At 70.7% G+C, this 18,139-nt stretch carries 13 protein-coding genes; 7 read left to right on the top strand and 6 right to left on the bottom strand.

From position 1 onward, the window contains the following. Window positions 1–57 precede the first annotated feature (57 nt). A complete protein-coding gene (locus tag AC07EJ_RS12015) occupies window positions 58–1,596 on the top strand; it encodes an amino acid permease (protein WP_389476658.1) in 1,539 nt (512 codons plus the stop codon). A 130-nt stretch (window positions 1,597–1,726) separates the two neighbouring features. Here AC07EJ_RS12015 and AC07EJ_RS12010 read toward each other — a convergent pair whose 3' ends face one another. Beyond that, entirely contained in the window at window positions 1,727–2,359 is a 633-nt protein-coding gene (locus tag AC07EJ_RS12010; protein WP_389476656.1) for a TetR/AcrR family transcriptional regulator, read from the bottom strand. A gap of 279 nt (window positions 2,360–2,638) precedes the next feature. On the opposite strand from AC07EJ_RS12010, the gene AC07EJ_RS12005 reads away from it, so the two are divergent. From AC07EJ_RS12005 to AC07EJ_RS11985, 5 genes are all read left to right on the top strand, one after another. Further along, entirely contained in the window at window positions 2,639–3,457 is an 819-nt protein-coding gene (locus AC07EJ_RS12005) for an urea amidolyase associated protein UAAP1 (RefSeq protein WP_389476654.1), read from the top strand. After that, window positions 3,454–4,161, top strand: coding sequence for an urea amidolyase associated protein UAAP2 (locus AC07EJ_RS12000; protein ID WP_478884157.1), 708 nt, complete (start codon window positions 3,454–3,456; stop codon window positions 4,159–4,161). Before AC07EJ_RS12005 ends, AC07EJ_RS12000 begins: the two co-directional genes overlap by 4 nt. Beyond that, complete coding sequence (locus tag AC07EJ_RS11995) at window positions 4,158–7,688, top strand: 5-oxoprolinase/urea amidolyase family protein (RefSeq protein WP_478884156.1); 3,531 nt, start codon at window positions 4,158–4,160, stop codon at window positions 7,686–7,688. Before AC07EJ_RS12000 ends, AC07EJ_RS11995 begins: the two co-directional genes overlap by 4 nt. Window positions 7,689–7,697: 9 nt before the next feature. Then, window positions 7,698–9,356 carry an allophanate hydrolase gene (atzF, locus tag AC07EJ_RS11990; RefSeq protein ID WP_478884155.1) on the top strand — a complete coding sequence of 553 codons (1,659 nt, stop codon included), beginning with the start codon at window positions 7,698–7,700 and terminating at the stop codon, window positions 9,354–9,356. A 202-nt stretch (window positions 9,357–9,558) separates the two neighbouring features. Further along, window positions 9,559–9,999: a DUF7144 family membrane protein gene (locus tag AC07EJ_RS11985; protein WP_389476646.1), complete on the top strand. Its 441-nt coding sequence runs from the start codon at window positions 9,559–9,561 to the stop codon at window positions 9,997–9,999. 174 nt (window positions 10,000–10,173) lie between these two features. Here the strand turns inward: AC07EJ_RS11985 and AC07EJ_RS11980 are convergent, their stop codons facing one another. Continuing rightward, window positions 10,174–10,362, bottom strand: a complete 189-nt coding sequence (locus tag AC07EJ_RS11980) for a hypothetical protein (RefSeq protein ID WP_478884154.1) — start codon at window positions 10,360–10,362, stop codon at window positions 10,174–10,176. A 482-nt stretch (window positions 10,363–10,844) separates the two neighbouring features. Between AC07EJ_RS11980 and AC07EJ_RS11975 the strand changes: the two genes are divergently transcribed. Next, on the top strand, window positions 10,845–12,035 hold the full coding sequence (locus tag AC07EJ_RS11975; protein WP_478884153.1) for an alpha/beta fold hydrolase: 1,191 nt from the start codon (window positions 10,845–10,847) through the stop codon (window positions 12,033–12,035). 20 nt (window positions 12,036–12,055) lie between these two features. Here AC07EJ_RS11975 and AC07EJ_RS11970 read toward each other — a convergent pair whose 3' ends face one another. The 4 genes from AC07EJ_RS11970 to AC07EJ_RS11955 all read right to left on the bottom strand — a co-directional run bounded on the left by AC07EJ_RS11970 (window position 12,056) and on the right by AC07EJ_RS11955 (window position 18,125). Continuing rightward, window positions 12,056–13,342 carry an SGNH/GDSL hydrolase family protein gene (locus AC07EJ_RS11970; RefSeq protein ID WP_478884152.1) on the bottom strand — a complete coding sequence of 429 codons (1,287 nt, stop codon included), beginning with the start codon at window positions 13,340–13,342 and terminating at the stop codon, window positions 12,056–12,058. 181 nt (window positions 13,343–13,523) lie between these two features. Beyond that, window positions 13,524–15,884, bottom strand: a complete 2,361-nt coding sequence (locus AC07EJ_RS11965) for a glycoside hydrolase family 95 protein (protein WP_478884151.1) — start codon at window positions 15,882–15,884, stop codon at window positions 13,524–13,526. A gap of 27 nt (window positions 15,885–15,911) precedes the next feature. Beyond that, complete coding sequence (locus tag AC07EJ_RS11960) at window positions 15,912–17,252, bottom strand: glycoside hydrolase family 27 protein (RefSeq protein ID WP_389476634.1); 1,341 nt, start codon at window positions 17,250–17,252, stop codon at window positions 15,912–15,914. Window positions 17,253–17,285: 33 nt separating this feature from the next. Further along, window positions 17,286–18,125 carry a carbohydrate ABC transporter permease gene (locus tag AC07EJ_RS11955; RefSeq protein ID WP_389476632.1) on the bottom strand — a complete coding sequence of 280 codons (840 nt, stop codon included), beginning with the start codon at window positions 18,123–18,125 and terminating at the stop codon, window positions 17,286–17,288. Window positions 18,126–18,139 lie beyond the last annotated feature (14 nt).

Here is an 18,139-nt window from a genome sequence, read left to right as displayed (position 1 = left end):
TGAAACAGCCCGTGCCTAATTTCTGTCGCCCGACAGGAAACGGCGACAGGGGCTGACATGACCGCCACCGCACCAACCGACGTACGGCCGGACCCGCCCGAGACCGGTCATGACGACCGGGAAGCCCTGGCCGGGTTCGGCTACCGGCAGGAACTGCACCGGTCCATGGGGCGGTTCGCCTCGTTCGCGGCCGGTTTCTCCTTCATCTCCGTCCTCACGACCGTCTTCCAGTTCTTCGCCTTCGGCTTCTCGTTCGGCGGCGCCGCCTTCTTCTGGACCTGGCCCGCGGTGCTGCTCGGCCAGCTGCTGGTGGCCGCGTGCTTCGCCGAACTCGCCGCCCGCTACCCGCTGTCGGGCGCGATCTACCAATGGTCGACCCGGCTGAGCACGCCCGCCTTCGGCTGGTTCGCGGGCTGGATCATGGTGATCGGGCAGATCGTGGTGGTCGCCGCGGCGGCGCTCGCGCTCCAGGTGGTGCTTCCCGCGGTCTGGCCCGGCTTCCAGCTGCTGGGCGGCGACCCGGCGCCGACCACGCCGACGGGCGCGGGCAACGCGGCGCTGCTCGCGGTGGTCCTGCTGGCGCTCACCACAACGGTGAACCTGCTCGACAACCGGGTCATGTCGGCCGTGAACCGGATCGGTGTCACGGCGGAGATCATCGGTGCCGTACTCATCGTGGTTCTCCTGTTCACGCACGCCGAACGCGGCCCCGGTGTCACCCTGCACACCGGTGGCCAGGGCGGCACGACCGGAGCGCTCCTCGTCGGTTCGTTCATGGCGGCGTACGTCCTGATCGGGTTCGACAGCGCGGGGGAGATGAGCGAGGAGACCCGCAGCCCGCGCCGCACCGCGCCCCGCACGATCCTGCTGGCGCTCGCCTCGGCGGGGGCGCTCGGCGGCCTGCTGGTGCTCGGCGGTGTGCTGGCCGCGCCGAGTCTCGCCGACGGGCGACTGGCCACGGAGGGCCTCTCGTACGTGCTGACCAGCAGCCTGGGTGACGGAGTGGGGCGGCTGCTGCTGGCCGACGTGGCCGTCGCCGTCGCCGTGGCCACGCTCGCCATCCAGACCGCCGGTTCCCGGATGCTGTTCTCGATGGCCCGCGACGGAGTCCTGCCCGGCTCCGCCCGGCTGGCGAAGGTCTCCCCGCGCACCGGAATGCCGGCCGCTCCCGCGCTGCTCGTGGGCGCGGCGGCAGCGGCGCTCGGACTGCTCAACCTGGCGTCCCCGGAGGCTTTCCTCGCGATCGGCACCACGTGCATCGCCCTGCTCTACCTGGCGTACGCGATGGTCACCGGCCCGATGCTGCTGCGCCGCCTGCGCGGCATCCCCCTAGCCCCCGACACCGAAGCCGCCCCCCACGACGAGACGGGCCGCCCCCTGTTCTCGATGGGCCGGCTCGGACTGCCCGTCAACGCCCTGGCTTTCCTGTACGGGGCAGTCATGACGGTCAATCTGGCCTGGCCGCGGGCGGCGGTGTACGACCCGGCGGGTGGCCACTGGTACTTCCAGTGGTTCACGGTTCTCTTCCTGGGCGCGGCGGTGCTGCTCGGTGCGGTGTATCGCTTGTACGGGAGGAGGCCCCGCTCCGTACGCTGACGGGACGGATCGTCCGAGGCGCAGCACGCGGCATGGTCGGTTCGTGATGTGAGCCGAGGTCCGTCGGTGGTCGGCGGTCGGCAGGGAGCGGACCGACCGGCTGCCGTGTGCCGTACCCCGCCCCTGCGCCTCAGAACTTCTCCGCGCCCACGATCCGCAGTGCCGCATCCGCCGTGGCCGCCGCGAACGCGCCGACCGCGCGCTCCGGATCGGACCGGTGGACCAGGATCACGCCCTCGATCAGCCCGAACACCAGGTCCGTACGGAGATCCGCCTCGTCCTCACCGAGGGCCGCGCCCGCCTCCGTCGCCGCCAGCAACTGCCCGTAGGCCTGCTTCAGTTCGGCCCGGACGCGGCGGAAGTCCGCGAATCGCTCGGCCTGCACCTCGGGCAGTACGTACAACGCCCCGAGGTTGTACGGACCGCCGCACAGCAGCGCCACGTCCGAGCGGCACAGCTCCCACAACCGGTCCTCCGCGGCCGTCGCCTCGTCCGAGAGCAGTCGCCTCGCCAGTTCCAGCGACGGCGTGACCGTGGACTCCAGGAGCTCGGCCAGCAGATCCTCCTTGCCGGCCACGTAGTGGTACATCGTCGCCTGGCGCATGCCCGCCCGCTCGGCGACGGCCCGGGTGGTGGTCGCGGCGTATCCGAGTGTGGTGAACAACTCGGCGGCCGCGGTGAGCAGTTCGTCACGCGCGGTCAGCCCGCTGTCCGGCCGCTGCTGGGCCCGCGGGCGGCCGACCCTTCTTCCGGTGCTGGACATGGGCCGATCGTCGCACACCCGCCGAACGTCGCGATCTAGGTGAGGGCTCGGTAACTCCCGCGCAACGGACGGGCAATGACCACGACTTCCCGGCCTCCTAGTTTCTGTCGCGCGACAGAAATTGGCCGCAGTCAGGCCGCAGTCAGGCCGCAGTCAGGCGGAAGCCAGACCGTAGCCAGGCCGAATCCAGGCAGAAGCCAGGCAGATGCCGGGCCCAGGTCAGGCCCAAGTCAGGCCCAAGTCAGCACGTCAGCCCCCCGTCGAGCCGGAGGTCCAGCCATGGCGACAGCGACGACACACGGAGCCCGGGAACATGCCCGCGCCCAGCACGGCACCCGTACCGAATCCATGCCGGTGGTGCCGGCGGGCGACTGGCCCGAACCTCTTCCCGGCACCCCGGTCTGGGCCGAGACCGTCGCGGGCGGCTCCTACACGCACCGCGTTCTGGCCCGCGGCACCGAGCTGCGGCTCACGGACCTCGCGGGCGACGCCTGCGCCCATCTGCTGCTGTACGCCGACGGGCGGCCGTGGGAGCGGCTGAACACCGCCGACACGGTGAAGGTCCAGTGGAACGCCTACCTCGGCGCCGGCCGGCTGCTCCTCTCCGATCAGGGCCGGGTCCTCGCCTCCGTGATCGCCGACTCCGCCGGCCGCCACGACGCGCTGTGCGGCACCTCGACCCTCGTGCGCAACACGGCGCGGTACGGGGACGGCACCCCGCAGTCCGCGTCCCCAGCCGGCCGGGAGTTGCTGAAGCTGGCCGCCGCGAAGAACGGTCTCGCCCCGCGCGATCTGCCGCCCTCGCTCTCCTTCTTCCAGGGAGTGGAGGTACGGGAGGACGGCGCCCTGGACTTCACCGGCTCGGCCGGAGCGGGCGCCGCGGTGACGCTGCGCGCCGAGCAGGACCTGACCGTACTGATCGCGAACGTCCCGCACCCTCTGGACCCGCGCCCGGAGTACGTCTGCACCCCGCTCGAGGTGCTGGCCTGGCGCGCCGGGGCGACGGAGCCCGGAGATCCGCTCCGGGACGCCACCCCGGAAGGCCACCGGGCTTTCCTCAACACGCTCGACTTCCTCACCGCCAGGGGGCTCGCATGACCGTCGCCACCACCACGCCCGACACCGGCGCCGGCGCCGTCCGCCGCTCGGACCTGATCCCCGCGCGGGCCGCCTGGTCCGCCGTCGTCCGCGCCGGCGAACAGCTCACGCTGACCGACCTGCACGGCAACCAGGCCGTGGACTTCCTGGTGTACGACGCTCATGACACGACCGTCCGCTACAGCGCCCCGGACACCCTCCACGCACAGGGCAGCATCTTCCTCACCACGGGCAGCGTGCTGATGTCGAACGAGCACACCCCGCTGATGACGGTCACCGAGGACACCTGCGGCCGCCACGACACGGTCGGCGGCGCCTGCTCCAAGGAGTCCAACACCCTTCGCTACGGACACCACACCTGGTCGCAGCACGCCTGCGTCGACAACTTCCTCGCCGAGGGCGCCCGGCACGGGCTGGGCAAGCGGGATCTGGTCTCCAACATCAACTGGTACATGAACGTCCCGGTCGAGAAGGACGGCACGCTGGGCATCGTCGACGGCATCTCGGCCCCGGGCCTGCGGGTGACGCTGCGGGCCGAGACGGACGTTCTGGTCCTGATCTCCAACTGCCCCCAGATCAACAACCCCTGCAACGGCTTCGACCCGACAGCCGTCGAAGCCACCATCACAGAAGCCACCATCACAGAAGCCACCATCACACAGGCCGCCGTCACCGAGGCAGCCGTCAGCGAGGCCACCGCATGAGCGACTTCGACACGCTGCTGGTGGCCAACCGGGGCGAGATAGCCGTACGCATCATCCGCACCGCCCGCCGTCTCGGTATCCGTACGGTCGCGGTGTTCTCCGACCCCGACCGTTCCGCGCCCCACGTCCGCCTCGCCGACGAAGCGGTACGGCTCGGCCCCGCACCCGCCAAGGAGTCGTACCTCGACGCCGACCTGATCCTGCGGGCGGCCAAGGACACCGGGGCGGGCGCCATCCACCCCGGCTACGGATTCCTCTCCGAGGACGCCGGGTTCGCGCGGCGCTGCGAGGACGCCGGGATCGTCTTCGTCGGCCCGTCCGCCGATCAGCTGGAACTGTTCGGCGCCAAGCACACCGCACGTGCGGCGGCCGAGGCGGCGGGCGTGCCGCTCGCCCCCGGCACCGGACTGCTGCCCGATCTGCCGTCCGCGCTGGCGGCGGCCGACCGCATCGGCTATCCCGTGATGCTCAAGGCCACCGGCGGTGGCGGCGGCATCGGCATGTCGGCATGCCGGTCCACCGGCGAACTCAACGACGCCTGGGAGCGAGTGCAGCGGGTCGCCGCCGCCTCCTTCTCCTCGGCCGGTGTCTTCCTGGAACGTCTCGTCGAGAACGCCCGCCATGTCGAGGTCCAGGTCTTCGGCGACGGACACGGCCACGTGGTGACCTTCGGCGACCGCGACTGCTCCCTCCAGCGCCGCAACCAGAAGGTCCTGGAGGAGGCCCCCGCACCCGCCCTCCCCGACGACGTCCGCGCACAACTGGCGCGATCCGCACGCGAGTTGTGCGCATCGGTCGGCTACCGATCCGCGGGCACCGTGGAGTTCGTGTACGACGCGGCGCGCACCGAGGCGTACTTCCTGGAGGTCAACACCCGTCTCCAGGTCGAGCACCCGGTGACCGAGGAGATCCACGGCGTGGATCTCGTCGAGTGGATGCTGAGGCTCGCGCAGGGCGAGACCGATGTCGTACGCGAACCCGGCCCGTCGCGCGGCCATGCCGTCGAGGCGCGGGTGTACGCGGAGGATCCGACCCGGGACCACCGCCCCGGCGCGGGCCTGCTGACCCGGGTCGCGTTCCCCGAGGGGGACGGTCTGCGCGTGGACACCTGGGTCGAGACCGGTACGGAGGTGACGACGGCCTACGATCCGATGCTGGCCAAGGTCATCGCGTACGGCACCGACCGCGCCGATGCCCTCGCACGGCTCGACGCGGCGCTCGCCGCCACCCGGATCGACGGCATCGAGACCAACCTCGGTCTGGTACGGGCTGCCCTGGCCGACGACCGGGTGCGCGGCGCCACGCACTCCACGGCCACCCTCGCCACGATCCCCGACCCGACCCCGCGCATCGAGGTGGTCACCGGCGGCACCCTCACCACCGTGCAGGACTGGCCGGGCCGCACGGGCTACTGGCAGGTCGGAGTACCGCCGTCGGGACCGATGGACGACCTGTCGTTCCGGCTCGGCAACACGGCCCTCGGCAACGACGAGGGCGCGCCCGGCCTCGAATGCACGCTCCAGGGGCCGACGCTGCGCTTCTCGCACCCGACGACGGTCTGTGTCACGGGCGCACCGGCCCCCGTGAGGGTCGACGGTGAACCGGTCGCCCAGTGGGAACCCTTCACCGTCCCGGCAGGCTCCGAGCTCTCGGTCGGCGCACCGGACCACCACGGTCTGCGTACGTACCTCCTGTTCGCCGGAGGCGGCCTGGACGTGCCCGGCTTCCTGGGCAGCGCGGCGACCTTCACCCTCGGTGGTTTCGGCGGTCACGGCGGCCGGGCCCTGCGCACGGGCGACGTCCTGCACGGCGGTGCAGCGCAGGCTGCGGGCACCCCCGTTCCGGACGCCGACCGTCCGCGCATCGACGGCGTCTGGCACATCGGCGCGACCGAAGGCCCGCACGCCGCACCGGAGTTCTTCACCGAACAGGACATCCACGACTTCTACGCCGCCGAGTGGAAGGTCCACTTCAACTCGGCGCGCACCGGCGTCCGGCTGATCGGCCCCACACCGCGCTGGGCCCGCACCGACGGCGGCGAGGCCGGCCTGCACCCCTCCAACATCCATGACACGCCGTACTCCGTGGGCGCGGTCGACTACACGGGCGACATGCCCGTCCTGCTGGGCCCCGACGGCCCGTCCCTGGGCGGCTTCGTCTGCCCGGCGACGGTGCTGACGGCCGAACGCTGGAAGCTGGGCCAGTTGCGCCCCGGCGACACGGTCCGCTTCACACCCGTCACGATCACCGGCGAGCGGCGCCCGGACATCGTCGACGGCGGCATCCTGTATCAGAACGACGACACCACCTACCGCCGCAGCGGCGACGACAACGTGCTGGTCGAGTACGGGCCGATGCAGCTGGACCTGGCCCTGCGGATGCGCGTGCACGCCCTGATGGAGGCGCTGACGGCGCAGGCCGTCCCGGGGATCACCGGTCTGACACCGGGCATCCGCTCGCTCCAGATCCAGCTGGACCCGAGGGTCCTGCCCCAGCACCGGATCGTGGAGCTGCTCCAGGACACCGAGGCCGCGCTCCCGCCCACGGACGCCCTGGTCGTCCCGTCCCGCACCGTGCACCTCCCGCTGTCCTGGGACGATCCGGCGACCCGTGAGGCCATCGCCCGCTACATGGCCGGGGTGCGGGACGACGCCCCGTGGTGCCCCTGGAACATCGAGTTCATCCGCCGGGTCAACGGCCTGGACTCGGTCGAGGACGTGTACCGCACCGTGTTCGACGCCGAGTACCTGGTGCTGGGCCTGGGCGACGTGTATCTGGGCGCCCCGGTCGCCACACCGCTGGACCCGCGCCACCGCCTGGTCACCACCAAGTACAACCCGGCCCGCACCTGGACCGCGGAGAACTCGGTCGGCATCGGCGGCGCCTACCTGTGCGTCTACGGGATGGAGGGGCCGGGCGGCTACCAGTTCGTCGGCCGCACCACCCAGGTCTGGTCGGGCTGGCAGCAGCGCGGCGCCTTCGAGCCCGGCTCACCGTGGCTGCTGCGGTTCTTCGACCGCATCAAGTGGTACCCGGTGGAGCCGGACGAACTCCTCGCACTGCGTGCGGACATCAAGTCCGGCCGGTTCGTGCCACGCATTGAGGAGGGCGAGTTCTCGCTGGCGCGGCACGAGGAGTTCCTCGCGCGGCACGCCGACTCGATCGCGGAGTTCCGGACCCGCCAGGGCAGCGCCTTCGCGGCCGAGCGGGATGCCTGGGAAGCGGCGGGCGAGTTCGCCCGCGCGGACGCGGCGACGGCACCGGCGCCCCCGGCCGCCGAGGTGACGGTACCGCCGGGCGGCCACCTGGTGGAGGCGGAGTTCGCGGCATCCGTCTGGCAGCTGAACGTCGCCGCGGGCGACACGGTGACGACAGGTCAGCCCTTGCTGGCGCTGGAGGCGATGAAGATGGAGTCCCGCGTCCACGCCCCCATGGCCGGCATCGTCACGGAGGTACTCACCCGGCCGGGTGCCCAGGTGGAACCGGGTACGGCACTGCTGATCCTGGCCCCGCTCCACGAGAACTGAGGAACACCCATGCCGGTACCTGCCCCCCTCCTCACTCCCTTCGTCACCCGCGTCCGGGCCGCGTACGCCCGCATCGAAGCGGTCGACCGCCCCGAGGTCTGGATCGGGCTGCGCCCGCAATCCGACCTGGAGGCCGAGGCCCGAAGCCTCGAAGCACGTCTGGCCGCGGGCGAACAACTCCCCCTCGCGGGCCGCCTGCTGGCCGTCAAGGGCAACATCGACGTGGCCGGCCTCCCCACCACAGCGGGCTGCCCCTCGTACGCGTACGAGCCGAGCGTCGACGCCCCGGTGGTGGCCCGCCTGCGCGCCGCCGGAGCGCTGGTGATCGGCACGACCAATCTGGACCAGTTCGCCACGGGCCTGGTCGGCACCCGCTCCCCGTACGGGGCGGTACGCAGCGCCCATGACCCGTCCCGCATCAGCGGAGGCTCCAGCTCGGGTTCCGCGGTCGCTGTCGCCCTCGGCATCGCGGACCTCGCGCTCGGCACGGACACCGCGGGCTCCGGCCGGATCCCCGCCGCGTTCAACGGCATCGTCGGCCTGAAACCGACCAGTGGCCTCGTGCCGACGCACGGTGTGGTCCCGGCCTGCGCGAGCCTGGACTGCGTCACCGTCTTCGCCCGGACGCTCCCCGAGGCCGAACAGGCGCTGTCTCTGATGGCCACCCCCGTCCCGCAGCCCGTCCCCTCGCGTGTTCCGGGCCCCTGGCGGATCGCGGTCCCGCCCACAGCACAGCTCGGCGAGCTCGACCCCGGCTGGGCGCAGGCGTACGAATCTGCGGCCGCCCGTCTCCAGGCGGCGGGCGCGGCGCTCCGGGCCATCGACCTGACCCCGTTCACCCAGGCCGCCGCGATGCTGTACGAGGGTGCGTTCGTCGCCGAGCGTTACACCGCGGTCGGAGCGTTCATCGACGGCGCGCCCGACGCGCCCGGCCTCGACCCCACGGTCGCGGGGATCATCACCGCGGCCCGCGACATCCCGGCACACCGCCTCTTCGCCGACCAGGCAGAGCTGGCCGCCCTGCGCGCCGCCGCGACGGACGCGCTCGGCGACGCGGATGCGCTCCTGCTGCCCACCGCACCGGGCCACCCCACGCTCGCCGAGGTCGCCGCCCACCCGCTGGCTGCGAACGCCCGCCTCGGCCGGTTCACCAACTCCACCAACCTGTTCGACCAGTGCGCGGTGGCGGCCCCCGCGGGCGAGGTGGCAGGCCTGCCGTTCGGTGTGATGCTGATCGGCCCGGCGCACACCGATGAACGGCTGGCCCGGATCGCCACGCTGCTGACCCCGCCCTCCCGTATCGCGGTGGTGGGCGCCCATCTGACCGGCCAGCCCCTGAACCCGCAGCTCCTCTCCCTGGGCGCCCGCCTGATCCGGACCACGGCCACCGCCCCGGTCTACCGCCTGCACGCCCTGCATACGGACCCGCCCAAGCCGGGCCTGGAACGGATCGGCGAGGGCGGGTCCGCGATCGAGGCGGAACTGTGGGAGCTGCCTGCCGAGGGACTCGGCCGGCTCGCCGCCGCTCTCCCCGCGCCCATGACGCTCGGCCGAGTGGAACTCACCGACGGAACTGCCGTCCCCGGGTTCCTCTGCGAGCCGTACGCGCTCGACGGCGCCGCCGACATCACCTCGCACGGCGGCTGGCGCGCTTACCCAGGTCATTGATCCCGATCCGGGTTCCTCGGCACCGACACGCACAGTGCGCGCCTCTGACCTGCGCAGATGGTCTGTGAGTCGCTCACGATGCGCTGTCGGTCAGGGATCCCGAGGTGCGAAGCGATCTCGGCGGGCTGAGATTGGAAGTAGCCCGATCGGCCGAGCGCGAGCGCGCGGTCGTGCGGGGCGGTCCGACACGAAGGAGCCGGCGATGGCCAGCAACGTGAGTGGAACAGGCTCGGGCACGGCGAGGAGTTCGCCGAGCAGTGCGCCAAGCACCGGCCTAGGCAGCGGCTGGCTGGTCTTCGCCGCCGTCCTCATGGTCTTCGGCGGCCTGATGATGCTCCTCCAGGGCATCGCCGCCATCGCGAAGGACAACGTGTTCGTCGCCACGCGCAACTACGTGTACCAGTTCGACCTCACCGCATGGGGCTGGATCCATCTGATCCTGGGCATCATCGTCATTCTCGTCGGAGTCGCCCTGTTCACGGGCGCCACCTGGGCCAGGGTCGTCGGCGTCGCGCTGACCGGCCTGGCGATGCTCGCGAACTTCCTGTGGGCCCCCTACGCACCGGTCTGGGCCATCGTCCTGATCGCGCTCAACGTCTTCGTGATCTGGGCGCTGTGCGCCGCACCCGGCCCGCCGGAGTGAGGAAGCGGGGGATGTCCTCGCGGATGCGGCCCGACCTCTATCCCGACCTGTGGGCCGACCTCCGGGCCCGAGGCGACGGGCCCGAGGCGACGGGCAGGCGAGGGAAACAGCAGAGGTCCCGTCCGATGGTTCATGAGGACCATCGGACGGGACCGTCGTGTCAGGAGAGGCCGGTCACGGCTTCCTGTCGCACATTCCTTCCTCCAGCTCGTGAATGTCCCGGTCGCCGGCGGCCACGCAGATCCAGCGGGTCGGTTCCTCGGAGTACTCCCAGCTGTGCGGGTCGGCCAGGAGGTCCGCCAGGTCCTGGCCCGTCACCTCCTCGCCCGTGGTGTCCGCCGGCCAGGCATCTGACCGGAACACCTTGATGAAGCCGAGCCGTTGCCAGCAGCCGTGACTTCCTTGATGAGCGCGGGGTTGCCCGTCTCGCCCATCATGCCGGGGCAGGCCAGGTAGCCGGAGCCCGTTCCGTTGCAGCTGTTGCCGGTGTTGGTCGAGTTGTCGGTCATGGCCGGGCGCCACCGGTGGTGGTGCACTGGTTCATGCCCATCGCGTAGTAGCACGTCGTCGTGCCCGTGCTCGCGGTGGTCGCCGTGCCGGACTTGCCGCCACCGCTCCGGGCGGGAGTTCTGCGCAGCCGCGACCTCCACGACCTCGTACTCAACCACCTGACAGACAAGGTCGTGTAGACGGGGGAGTGCTGCGTGGATTGATTTAGGCCGTAAATGCGACACTTCGGCGTATGTGCGTAGTTGGGTACCGCGTCTCCGGTAGTTAGTGGATCTTCCTGAATCCCTGACCGAGGAGCCCTCGTGCTTTGTCGTCGTGCCCTGGGTGGGCGGGCTGTGGCCGCGTTCACCGCCGCAGCCTCCGCCGCGCTCACCTTCACCGTGCCGTCCGGCGAGGCGGCCGCCGCCGACCCACTGCGCACACAGCAACGGCCGACGAGCCTGCCCGCCGACAACGGCGACGTCCTCAGTTCGGAGCCGAGCGTCTTCTACCTGGATCCGCTCAAGGCGATCAAGGTCAAGGCCACCGCGCACCGGATCATGTACCGCACCACCGATCGCACCGGGAAGGCCATCGCCGTCACCGGCACCGTGTTGACCCCCGAAGCGTCCCCACACGGTCAACGCCCGATCGTCGCCTTCGCCCCCGGCACCCAGGGCCTGGCCGACAAGTGCGCCCCCTCCCGCCAGCTGGCCGAAGGCACCGAGTACGAGGCGCTGCCCATCAAGAAGCTCCTCGACCAGGGCTATGCCGTGGTGGTGACCGACTACCAAGGGCTGGGCACACCCGGAATCCACACCTACATGGACCGCGAGGCCCAGGGGCGCGCCGCCCTGGACTCCGTCCGGGCGGCCCAGCGTCTGGTCTCCGTAGATCTCCCGGACGCCGGCCCGGTCGCGCTCTACGGCTACTCACAGGGCGGCGGCGCGACGGCGTCCGCCGCCGAACTGGCCCCCGCCTACGCGCCCGAACTGAAGATCAAGGGCGCAGTCGTCGGCGCTCCACCCGCGGACATGAACAAGGTGGCCGACAGCATGGACGGCTCGGCCTACGGAGCGTTCTTCAACTACGCCCTCTCCGGCCTCGCCACCTCGTACGGCATCGACATCGCCCCGTACCTGACCGCCCACGGCAAACGCGTGACGAACGACCTGCGCGACAACCTGTGCACGACGCAGGCCCTCGCCAAGTACCCCTTCCTGAACTCGCGTTTCCTGACCGTGGACGGGCGTCCGCTGACCGAGCGCCTCAAGCGCGCCCCCTGGGACACGATCGTGGCCGAACAACAGCTGGGCAAGCGCAAGCCCGTGACGCCTGTCCTGCTCTCCCACAGCTCCCTGGACGACGTCGTTCCCCAGCAGATCGGCAAGAACCTGGCCGCCGACTGGTGCCGCCTGGGCGCGACGGTGAGGTTCGCCGGCAACCACGTCCCCGGCCACATCGCAGCGACCGCGGCCACCAGCGCCGAGGGCGTCCCCTGGCTCGCGGACCGCTTCGCCGGCAGGACCGCACCGAGCACCTGCTGACCCTCTCGGGCAGTCCCGTGTCAGTGCCGCAGCAGGCGAAGGTCGACCGCATCCGCCATGGCCTTCATGCCCGCGTCGTCCGGGTGGATGTGATCGCCCGAGTCGTAGGCGGGATTGAGGGCCGAGGGGTCCGCGGGGTCGCGCATGACCCGGTCGAAGTCGATGACGCCGTCGAAGGCGCCGCCGGTGCGGATCCAGTCGTTGACGCTGCGGCGGATCGCCTCGGCGGCGGGCGTGTAGTAGCCGTTGCCCTTGACCGGCATCAGCGTCGCGCCGACGACCCGGACACCGGCGGCGTGCGCCTCGTCGATCAGGGTGCGCCAGCCGTCGATCAGGTCCTGCGCGGTCAGCGGTCCGCCGTCGGGACCGGCGTTGTTGCCGATGTCGTTGATGCCTTCGAAGAGAATCACGTCTTTGACGCCGGGCTGACCGAGGGCGTCGTGGCGGAACCGCTTCAGGGCGCTGACGCCCTGCCAGAGGTTGGGGACATCGGTGAGCACGCGGTTGCCGCCGATACCGGCGTCGACGACGCTCAGCCGCTGCGGGCCCGGCTCGGCTTCGAGGCGGCGGCCGAGCACGTCGGGCCACCGGGTGTAGGTACCGGTCGAGGAGTGGTATCCGTCGGTGATGGAGTCGCCGAACGCGACGACCGTGCCTTTCGCCGTCGGAGACAGGACGTCGAGACCCGCCAGGTAGTACCAGGAGGTCGAGGTGGTGACGAATCCGGCCGCGCTGTCGTCCCCTGTGTGATCGCCCGGGGCCGTGTAGGTCGTGTCGAAGGCGTCCGAGTGCCAGGTCGACATGCCGGTCGCGCCGGGCACGTAGAGGCTGACGAGCAGGTTCTGCCCCGCCTCCACCGAGATCGGGACTACGTCGCTGACGGTCTCGTCGCCGGCCGGGAGCGCGACGCGGTCCGAGCCGCCGAAGGTGATGCGCCGGGTGGTGCCCGGCCTTGCCTCGCCGCCCTGCGCCTGGACGGCGACGGTCGCGCCCGCCACGTCGAGCGGCCCGGGGCTGTAGCGGTTCGAGAGAGTGATCCGGGCGCGCGATCCCGCGACGCTGCTGTGCACGACCATCCGGATGGTCTGGTTCTCGAAGGACGGGCCGCCGGTCGTCATGCTCGGCGACCAGGCGCTCACCCGGGTGCCCGGGGCGTGCGCCGGCTGCGTGGCCGCGTTCGCGGTGCCCACCGACGCGGCTGCCAGGGTGAGCGCGAGCAGCGCTCCGAACAGGGACCGCGAAGGTCTGCGGACGGCGCGGCTGCGCCCCGCCCGGTACGACTGTCGGTACGGCTGACCGAGGGTCATCGGCACTTTCTCCGTTCATCTAGACGTTCATCTCGACGTTCGGGTCGTCGTTCAACTCGTCGTTCGACTCGTCCCGTTCAGGCCGCCCTTCAGGCACGGACGTCCCCGGGAAAGCGCGGTGCACGGCAGGGCGCCCGTGAGGCCGGGCGCCCTGCCGCGTGAACCGGTCGTACCGACCGGTTCAGCCCTGGAGGTCCGTGAGCCTCATCGACTGACCGGGCCGCAGGGTGACGGTCGTGCTGCGGCCGCCCGCGGTGACGGTGGTGCTGCGTCCCCCGACGCTGTGCAGCGTCGCCCGGCGTACGCGGCCTCGCTCCCACGTCATGTCCACGGTGAATCCGCCGCGGGCTCCCACGCCCTTGACCGAGCCGGATGCGGCCCAGGCGTCGGGGAGCGCCGGCAACAGTTCGATGTGGCCGGGGCGGGAGTGGACGAGCATTTCCAGCATCGCGGTGGGAGTGCCGAGGTTGGCGTCGATCTGGAAGATCGCCCGGGTGTCGGAGACCCGGTACATGTCGAAGAAGTTCATGGCTGTGCCGGTGTCACCGCCCGCCCAGGGCTTCAGGTTCGTCAGCAGCAGGCGGTAGGCCTTGTCGGCGTCCTTGAGCCGCGCCCAGCACGCCGCCCGCCACGCACAGGCCCACCCATAGCTCTCCATGCCGCGGGAAGTCAGCAACTCCCTTGCTCCCTTGAGGAGTTCGGGATCGCCGGCGTCCGGGCGGATACGGTCGCCGGGGAACAGGTTGATGAGCGGCGAGAGGTGGCGATGGGTGGTCTCGCCGAGGTCGTCCTCGCTCATCCACTCCTCCAGGCGCCCGGACTTCGGGCTGACCTTCGGGAGATAGAGACGGTCCCGCAACTTTCCTACGGCGGCGCCGTGTTCGGCGTCGCGGCCGAGTGCGCGGCACGCCTGCTCGTAATGGCCGAAGAGGGACCACAGGAGTTCCTGGGTGTACGTGATGCCGCGGGCGTCCTGCGGGCCCTGTTCGGGCGACCAGTCGTGGTCGTCGACGAGGACCTCGCGGCCGTCGACGGTCATGGTGATCAGGCGTGCTTCCCAGAACTCGCAGGCGCCCTTGAGGAGCGGCATGATCCGCGCCAGGTACCGCTCGTCCTGCGTGTACTCGTAGTGCTCGTAGAGGGATTCGCACAGCCAGGCGTTGCCCGCCGGGTGCCACCACCAGCCCAGGCCGCCGTAGGGGTTCGTGGAGAAGGCGACGGTCCAGCCCGCGACCTTGCCGGAGGTGTTGCGGTAGCGGTTGCGGGAGTCGTTGAACTGCTTCTGCGTCACCTCGCTCCACGCGGGGAGCTGGGCCAGGCAGTAGTCGGCGAAGGCGGGGAAGGTGTCGCCGAGGCCGGCCCGGTCGGCCAGCCAGTAGTTCATCTGGAGGTTGATGTCGGTGTGGTAATCGCCCATCCAGTCCGGGGTGTTGCCCTCCAGCCACAGTCCCTGGAGTCCCATGGGCAGCCCGTCACGCGAACCGCAGATGGTCAGGTAGCGACCGAACTGGAGGTAGCTCGCCTCCAGTTCCGGGTCGGGCGCCGATCCGTCGGCCGCGCGCGCCTTCAGGCGTGACCAGGTGTCCATCCGGCGCTGACCGCCGCCGGAGCGGCCGAGGTCGAGGGTGAGGCGGTCGTAGCGGGCGCGGTAGTCGGCGACGTGGGTGTCGCGCAGCCGCACGGCCGAAGTCCGGGCCGCCGCGAGGGCCTTGTCCTCGGCGAGGGCGAGCGGGTTTGCGTCCGGGTTCCGGTAGCCGGTGGCGTGGCTCGGCGCGTAGTCGGTGCCGCCGCTGATGACGAGGGTGACCTCGGAGCAGTCGGTGAACGTGACGCGGGTTCCGGTGGCGGTGATCGTCCCGTCCCCGGCGGCGGTGACCGCCGCGGCGTAGCGCAGCTTGTTGCCGAGGGCGGCGGAGAAGGAGGCGAGGTTGCGGTCCTTGTCGACGCCCGTCGTCTCGCCGTGGGTGCCGGAGAGGATGACGGCGCCGGTGAGGGAGCCGCCGCCGCTCTGGCTCAGCCGGACGACGATGGTGTCGTCGGGCGCGCTGGCGAACATCTCCCGGGTGTAGCGGACCTTGTCCTTGGTGTACGTCGTGGTGACGAGGCCGTTGCTGAGGTCGAGCGTGCGGCGGTAGTCGCTGACGGCGGAGCGCTCGTGTCCCGGCAGGTACAGCATGACGCGGGCGAGCAGGGTGAAGCTGCCGAAATCGTCGCGCCCGTACAGGAATTGGCCGTCGGAGTCGAGGGTGGTGTTGGCGCCGCCGGTCCACAGGGTGGCGTCGGTGACGTGCAGGAGTTCCCGGGCCGGGTCGGCGCCGACGAGGGCACCGAGGCGGCCGTTGCCCAGCGGCAGGCCCTGCTCGATGAGGAGGTCCTCGTCGGCGGGCTCGGGGTACCACAGGGTCGTCGCCTCGCCGGTCGGCACCAGCGGGGACGTGGTGGGGCGGGACGGCGCGGCGTGCGCGGTGAAGGCGGGCAGGGCGCTCAGCGCGAGGGCTCCGCCGAGGCCGAGGACCAGGCGTCTGGAGGGTCCGTTTCTCATGTGCGGCTCCTTGGACGTGACGGGCGGTCAGGAGAGCTTGATCAGGCGGGAGCCGTGGGCCGGGACGGCGGTGGCGGTCCAGGAGCCCTTGGCGGTGCCGAGGTCCTTGCGGGCGACGACGTCGCGCAGGTGCTGGGGGCGCTTGACGCCCAGGTCCCCCAGGTCGACCGTGATGTCGGTGGCCTCGGAGCCGAGGTTGTAGACCGCGAGGTACCGGGCGCCGCCCACCTTCTTTGTCCACACCTGCGTGTCACCGGAGCGGATCTGCTTCGGCAGGACGGCGGCCTGGTCGACGGCGATGACCTCGGGGTTGGTCAGGATGGCCTTGGCCTTGTCGTCGAGGAAGTAGATGTCGCCGCCGACGTACAGCGGGGACGACGCCATCGACCAGAAGGTCATGACGGTCTGCCGCTCCGTGTCGTTGATGCCGTCCTGGAGTCCGCTGCCGGTGTTGTTGTTGATGGGCATCGAGTCGAGGTCGCCGAGGTAGCCCGGGGCGGACAGCTTGGGCAGCCACTCGGGGAGGTCGGCGAAGCGGTCGTCGACGGAGCTGGTCCAGGTGCTGGTGGTCTCGCAGTAGCACTCGATGTCGGTGTCGACGCGGACGCCGTTGGCGTAGGGCCGCAGGCCGTCGCCGGCCTCCAGGTCGACGGGCCAGGCGCTGGCGGACAGCCACATGCTGCGGCCGCTGTGGTCGATGGCCGTGGACCACGCCTTGATGTCGGCGACGTTGTCCTTCGTCACGCCGTCGATCTTGATGAAGTCGATGCCCCAGGAGGCGTACCGGGCGACGATCGAGTCGATGTAGTCCTGGGCGCAGGGGTTGCTGTAGTCGATCTTCCAGCTGCCGCCCCACTTGTTGGTCGGGGTCAGCGGCTTCACGGCGATGTCCTGCGCATGACAGTCAGTACCGAGGATCGGCGCGTTCTTGTCGTAGACCTCCTTCTCCAGTCCGGCGGCGCCGTACAGACCGAGCTTGAGGTCCTTGCCGTGGACGTAGTCGGAGAGCGACTGCATGCCGCCGGGGAAGCGGTCCTTGTCGGCGTTCGGGATGCCGTTGGCGTCGGTGTGGAAGTTCCAGTCGTAGTCGAAGTTCCAGCCGGCGTCGATGTTCAGGTTCTTGTATCCGGCCGAGGACAGCTTGCTGCTGAGCGCGTCGGCGGCGTTCTTGATGTTGCCCTCGTTCAGCCAGTGCGTGCCGTACCCGGCACGGGAGGAGGACTCGACGCTCCAGCTGCTCCAGCCCATGAACGGCTTGACGTACGGAGTCTTGGCCTCGGCGGTGCCGGTGGACAGGGCGAGGGTGAGGGGCAGTGCGCAGGCGGCGGTGAGCGCCGCGCGCCGGGTCGTTCTGGTCGTACGGGTCACTGGAAGTACCTCCGGTATGAGGGAGAGGGAGTTTCAGGACTTGAGACCGGACATCGCGATGCCCTGGACGATGTGGCGCTGGGCGACCAGGAACATGATCACGAGCGGGAGGATCGCCACGGCCGTCCCGGCGAACAGCTCGGGCAGATTGACGGTCTGGGAGGTGAGGAAGCTGGAGAGCGCGATCTGCACGGTCCAGCTGTTGGGGTCCTGGCCGATCATCAGCGGCCACAGGAAGGAGTTCCACGCCTCGATGAAGGACAGTGCGCCGAGGGAGGCGATCATCGTGACCGAGTTGGGCAGGATGATGCGCCCGTAGACACCGAGGTAGCTGAGGCCGTCGAGGCGGCCCGCCTCCTCGATCTCGGCGGGGAAGGACAGATAGAAGCTGCGGAAGAGCACGACGGCGAAAGCGTTGAACAGGCCGGGTGCGATCAGGCCCCACATCGTGTTCACGCCGCCCATCGAACCGACCACGACGAACGTCGGCAGGAAGGTCACGGCCTGCGGGATCATCAGCGTGCCGACGATGAGCGAGAGGACGACCCCGCGACCGGGCACGTTGATCCGGGCCAGCGCGTACCCGGCCATCGAGGCGAGCAGGGTGGACACCGGGGCCGAGATCACCGCGATCAGCAGTGAGTTGGCCAGGGACCGGCCGAAGGGCCGCTCCGGGTTGTCGAACAGGGCGCTGAAGTTGTCCCAGCTCAGCGCGGACGGCAGCCAGTGCCAGTCGGTGGCGGTGACTTCCGGCGTCGTCATGAAGGCGTTGCGCAGAAGTACGTAGAACGGGATCAGGAAGACCACGGACAGCAGGCACAGCACCAGGTACGTGGCGGCGGAGCCGAGCACGCTCCCTCGGTAACGGTTCATGGGTTCAGTCCTTG

Source organism: Streptomyces sp. NPDC045026 (assembly GCF_056432625.1).
This window is presented reverse-complemented; position numbering and strand designations above follow the sequence as displayed.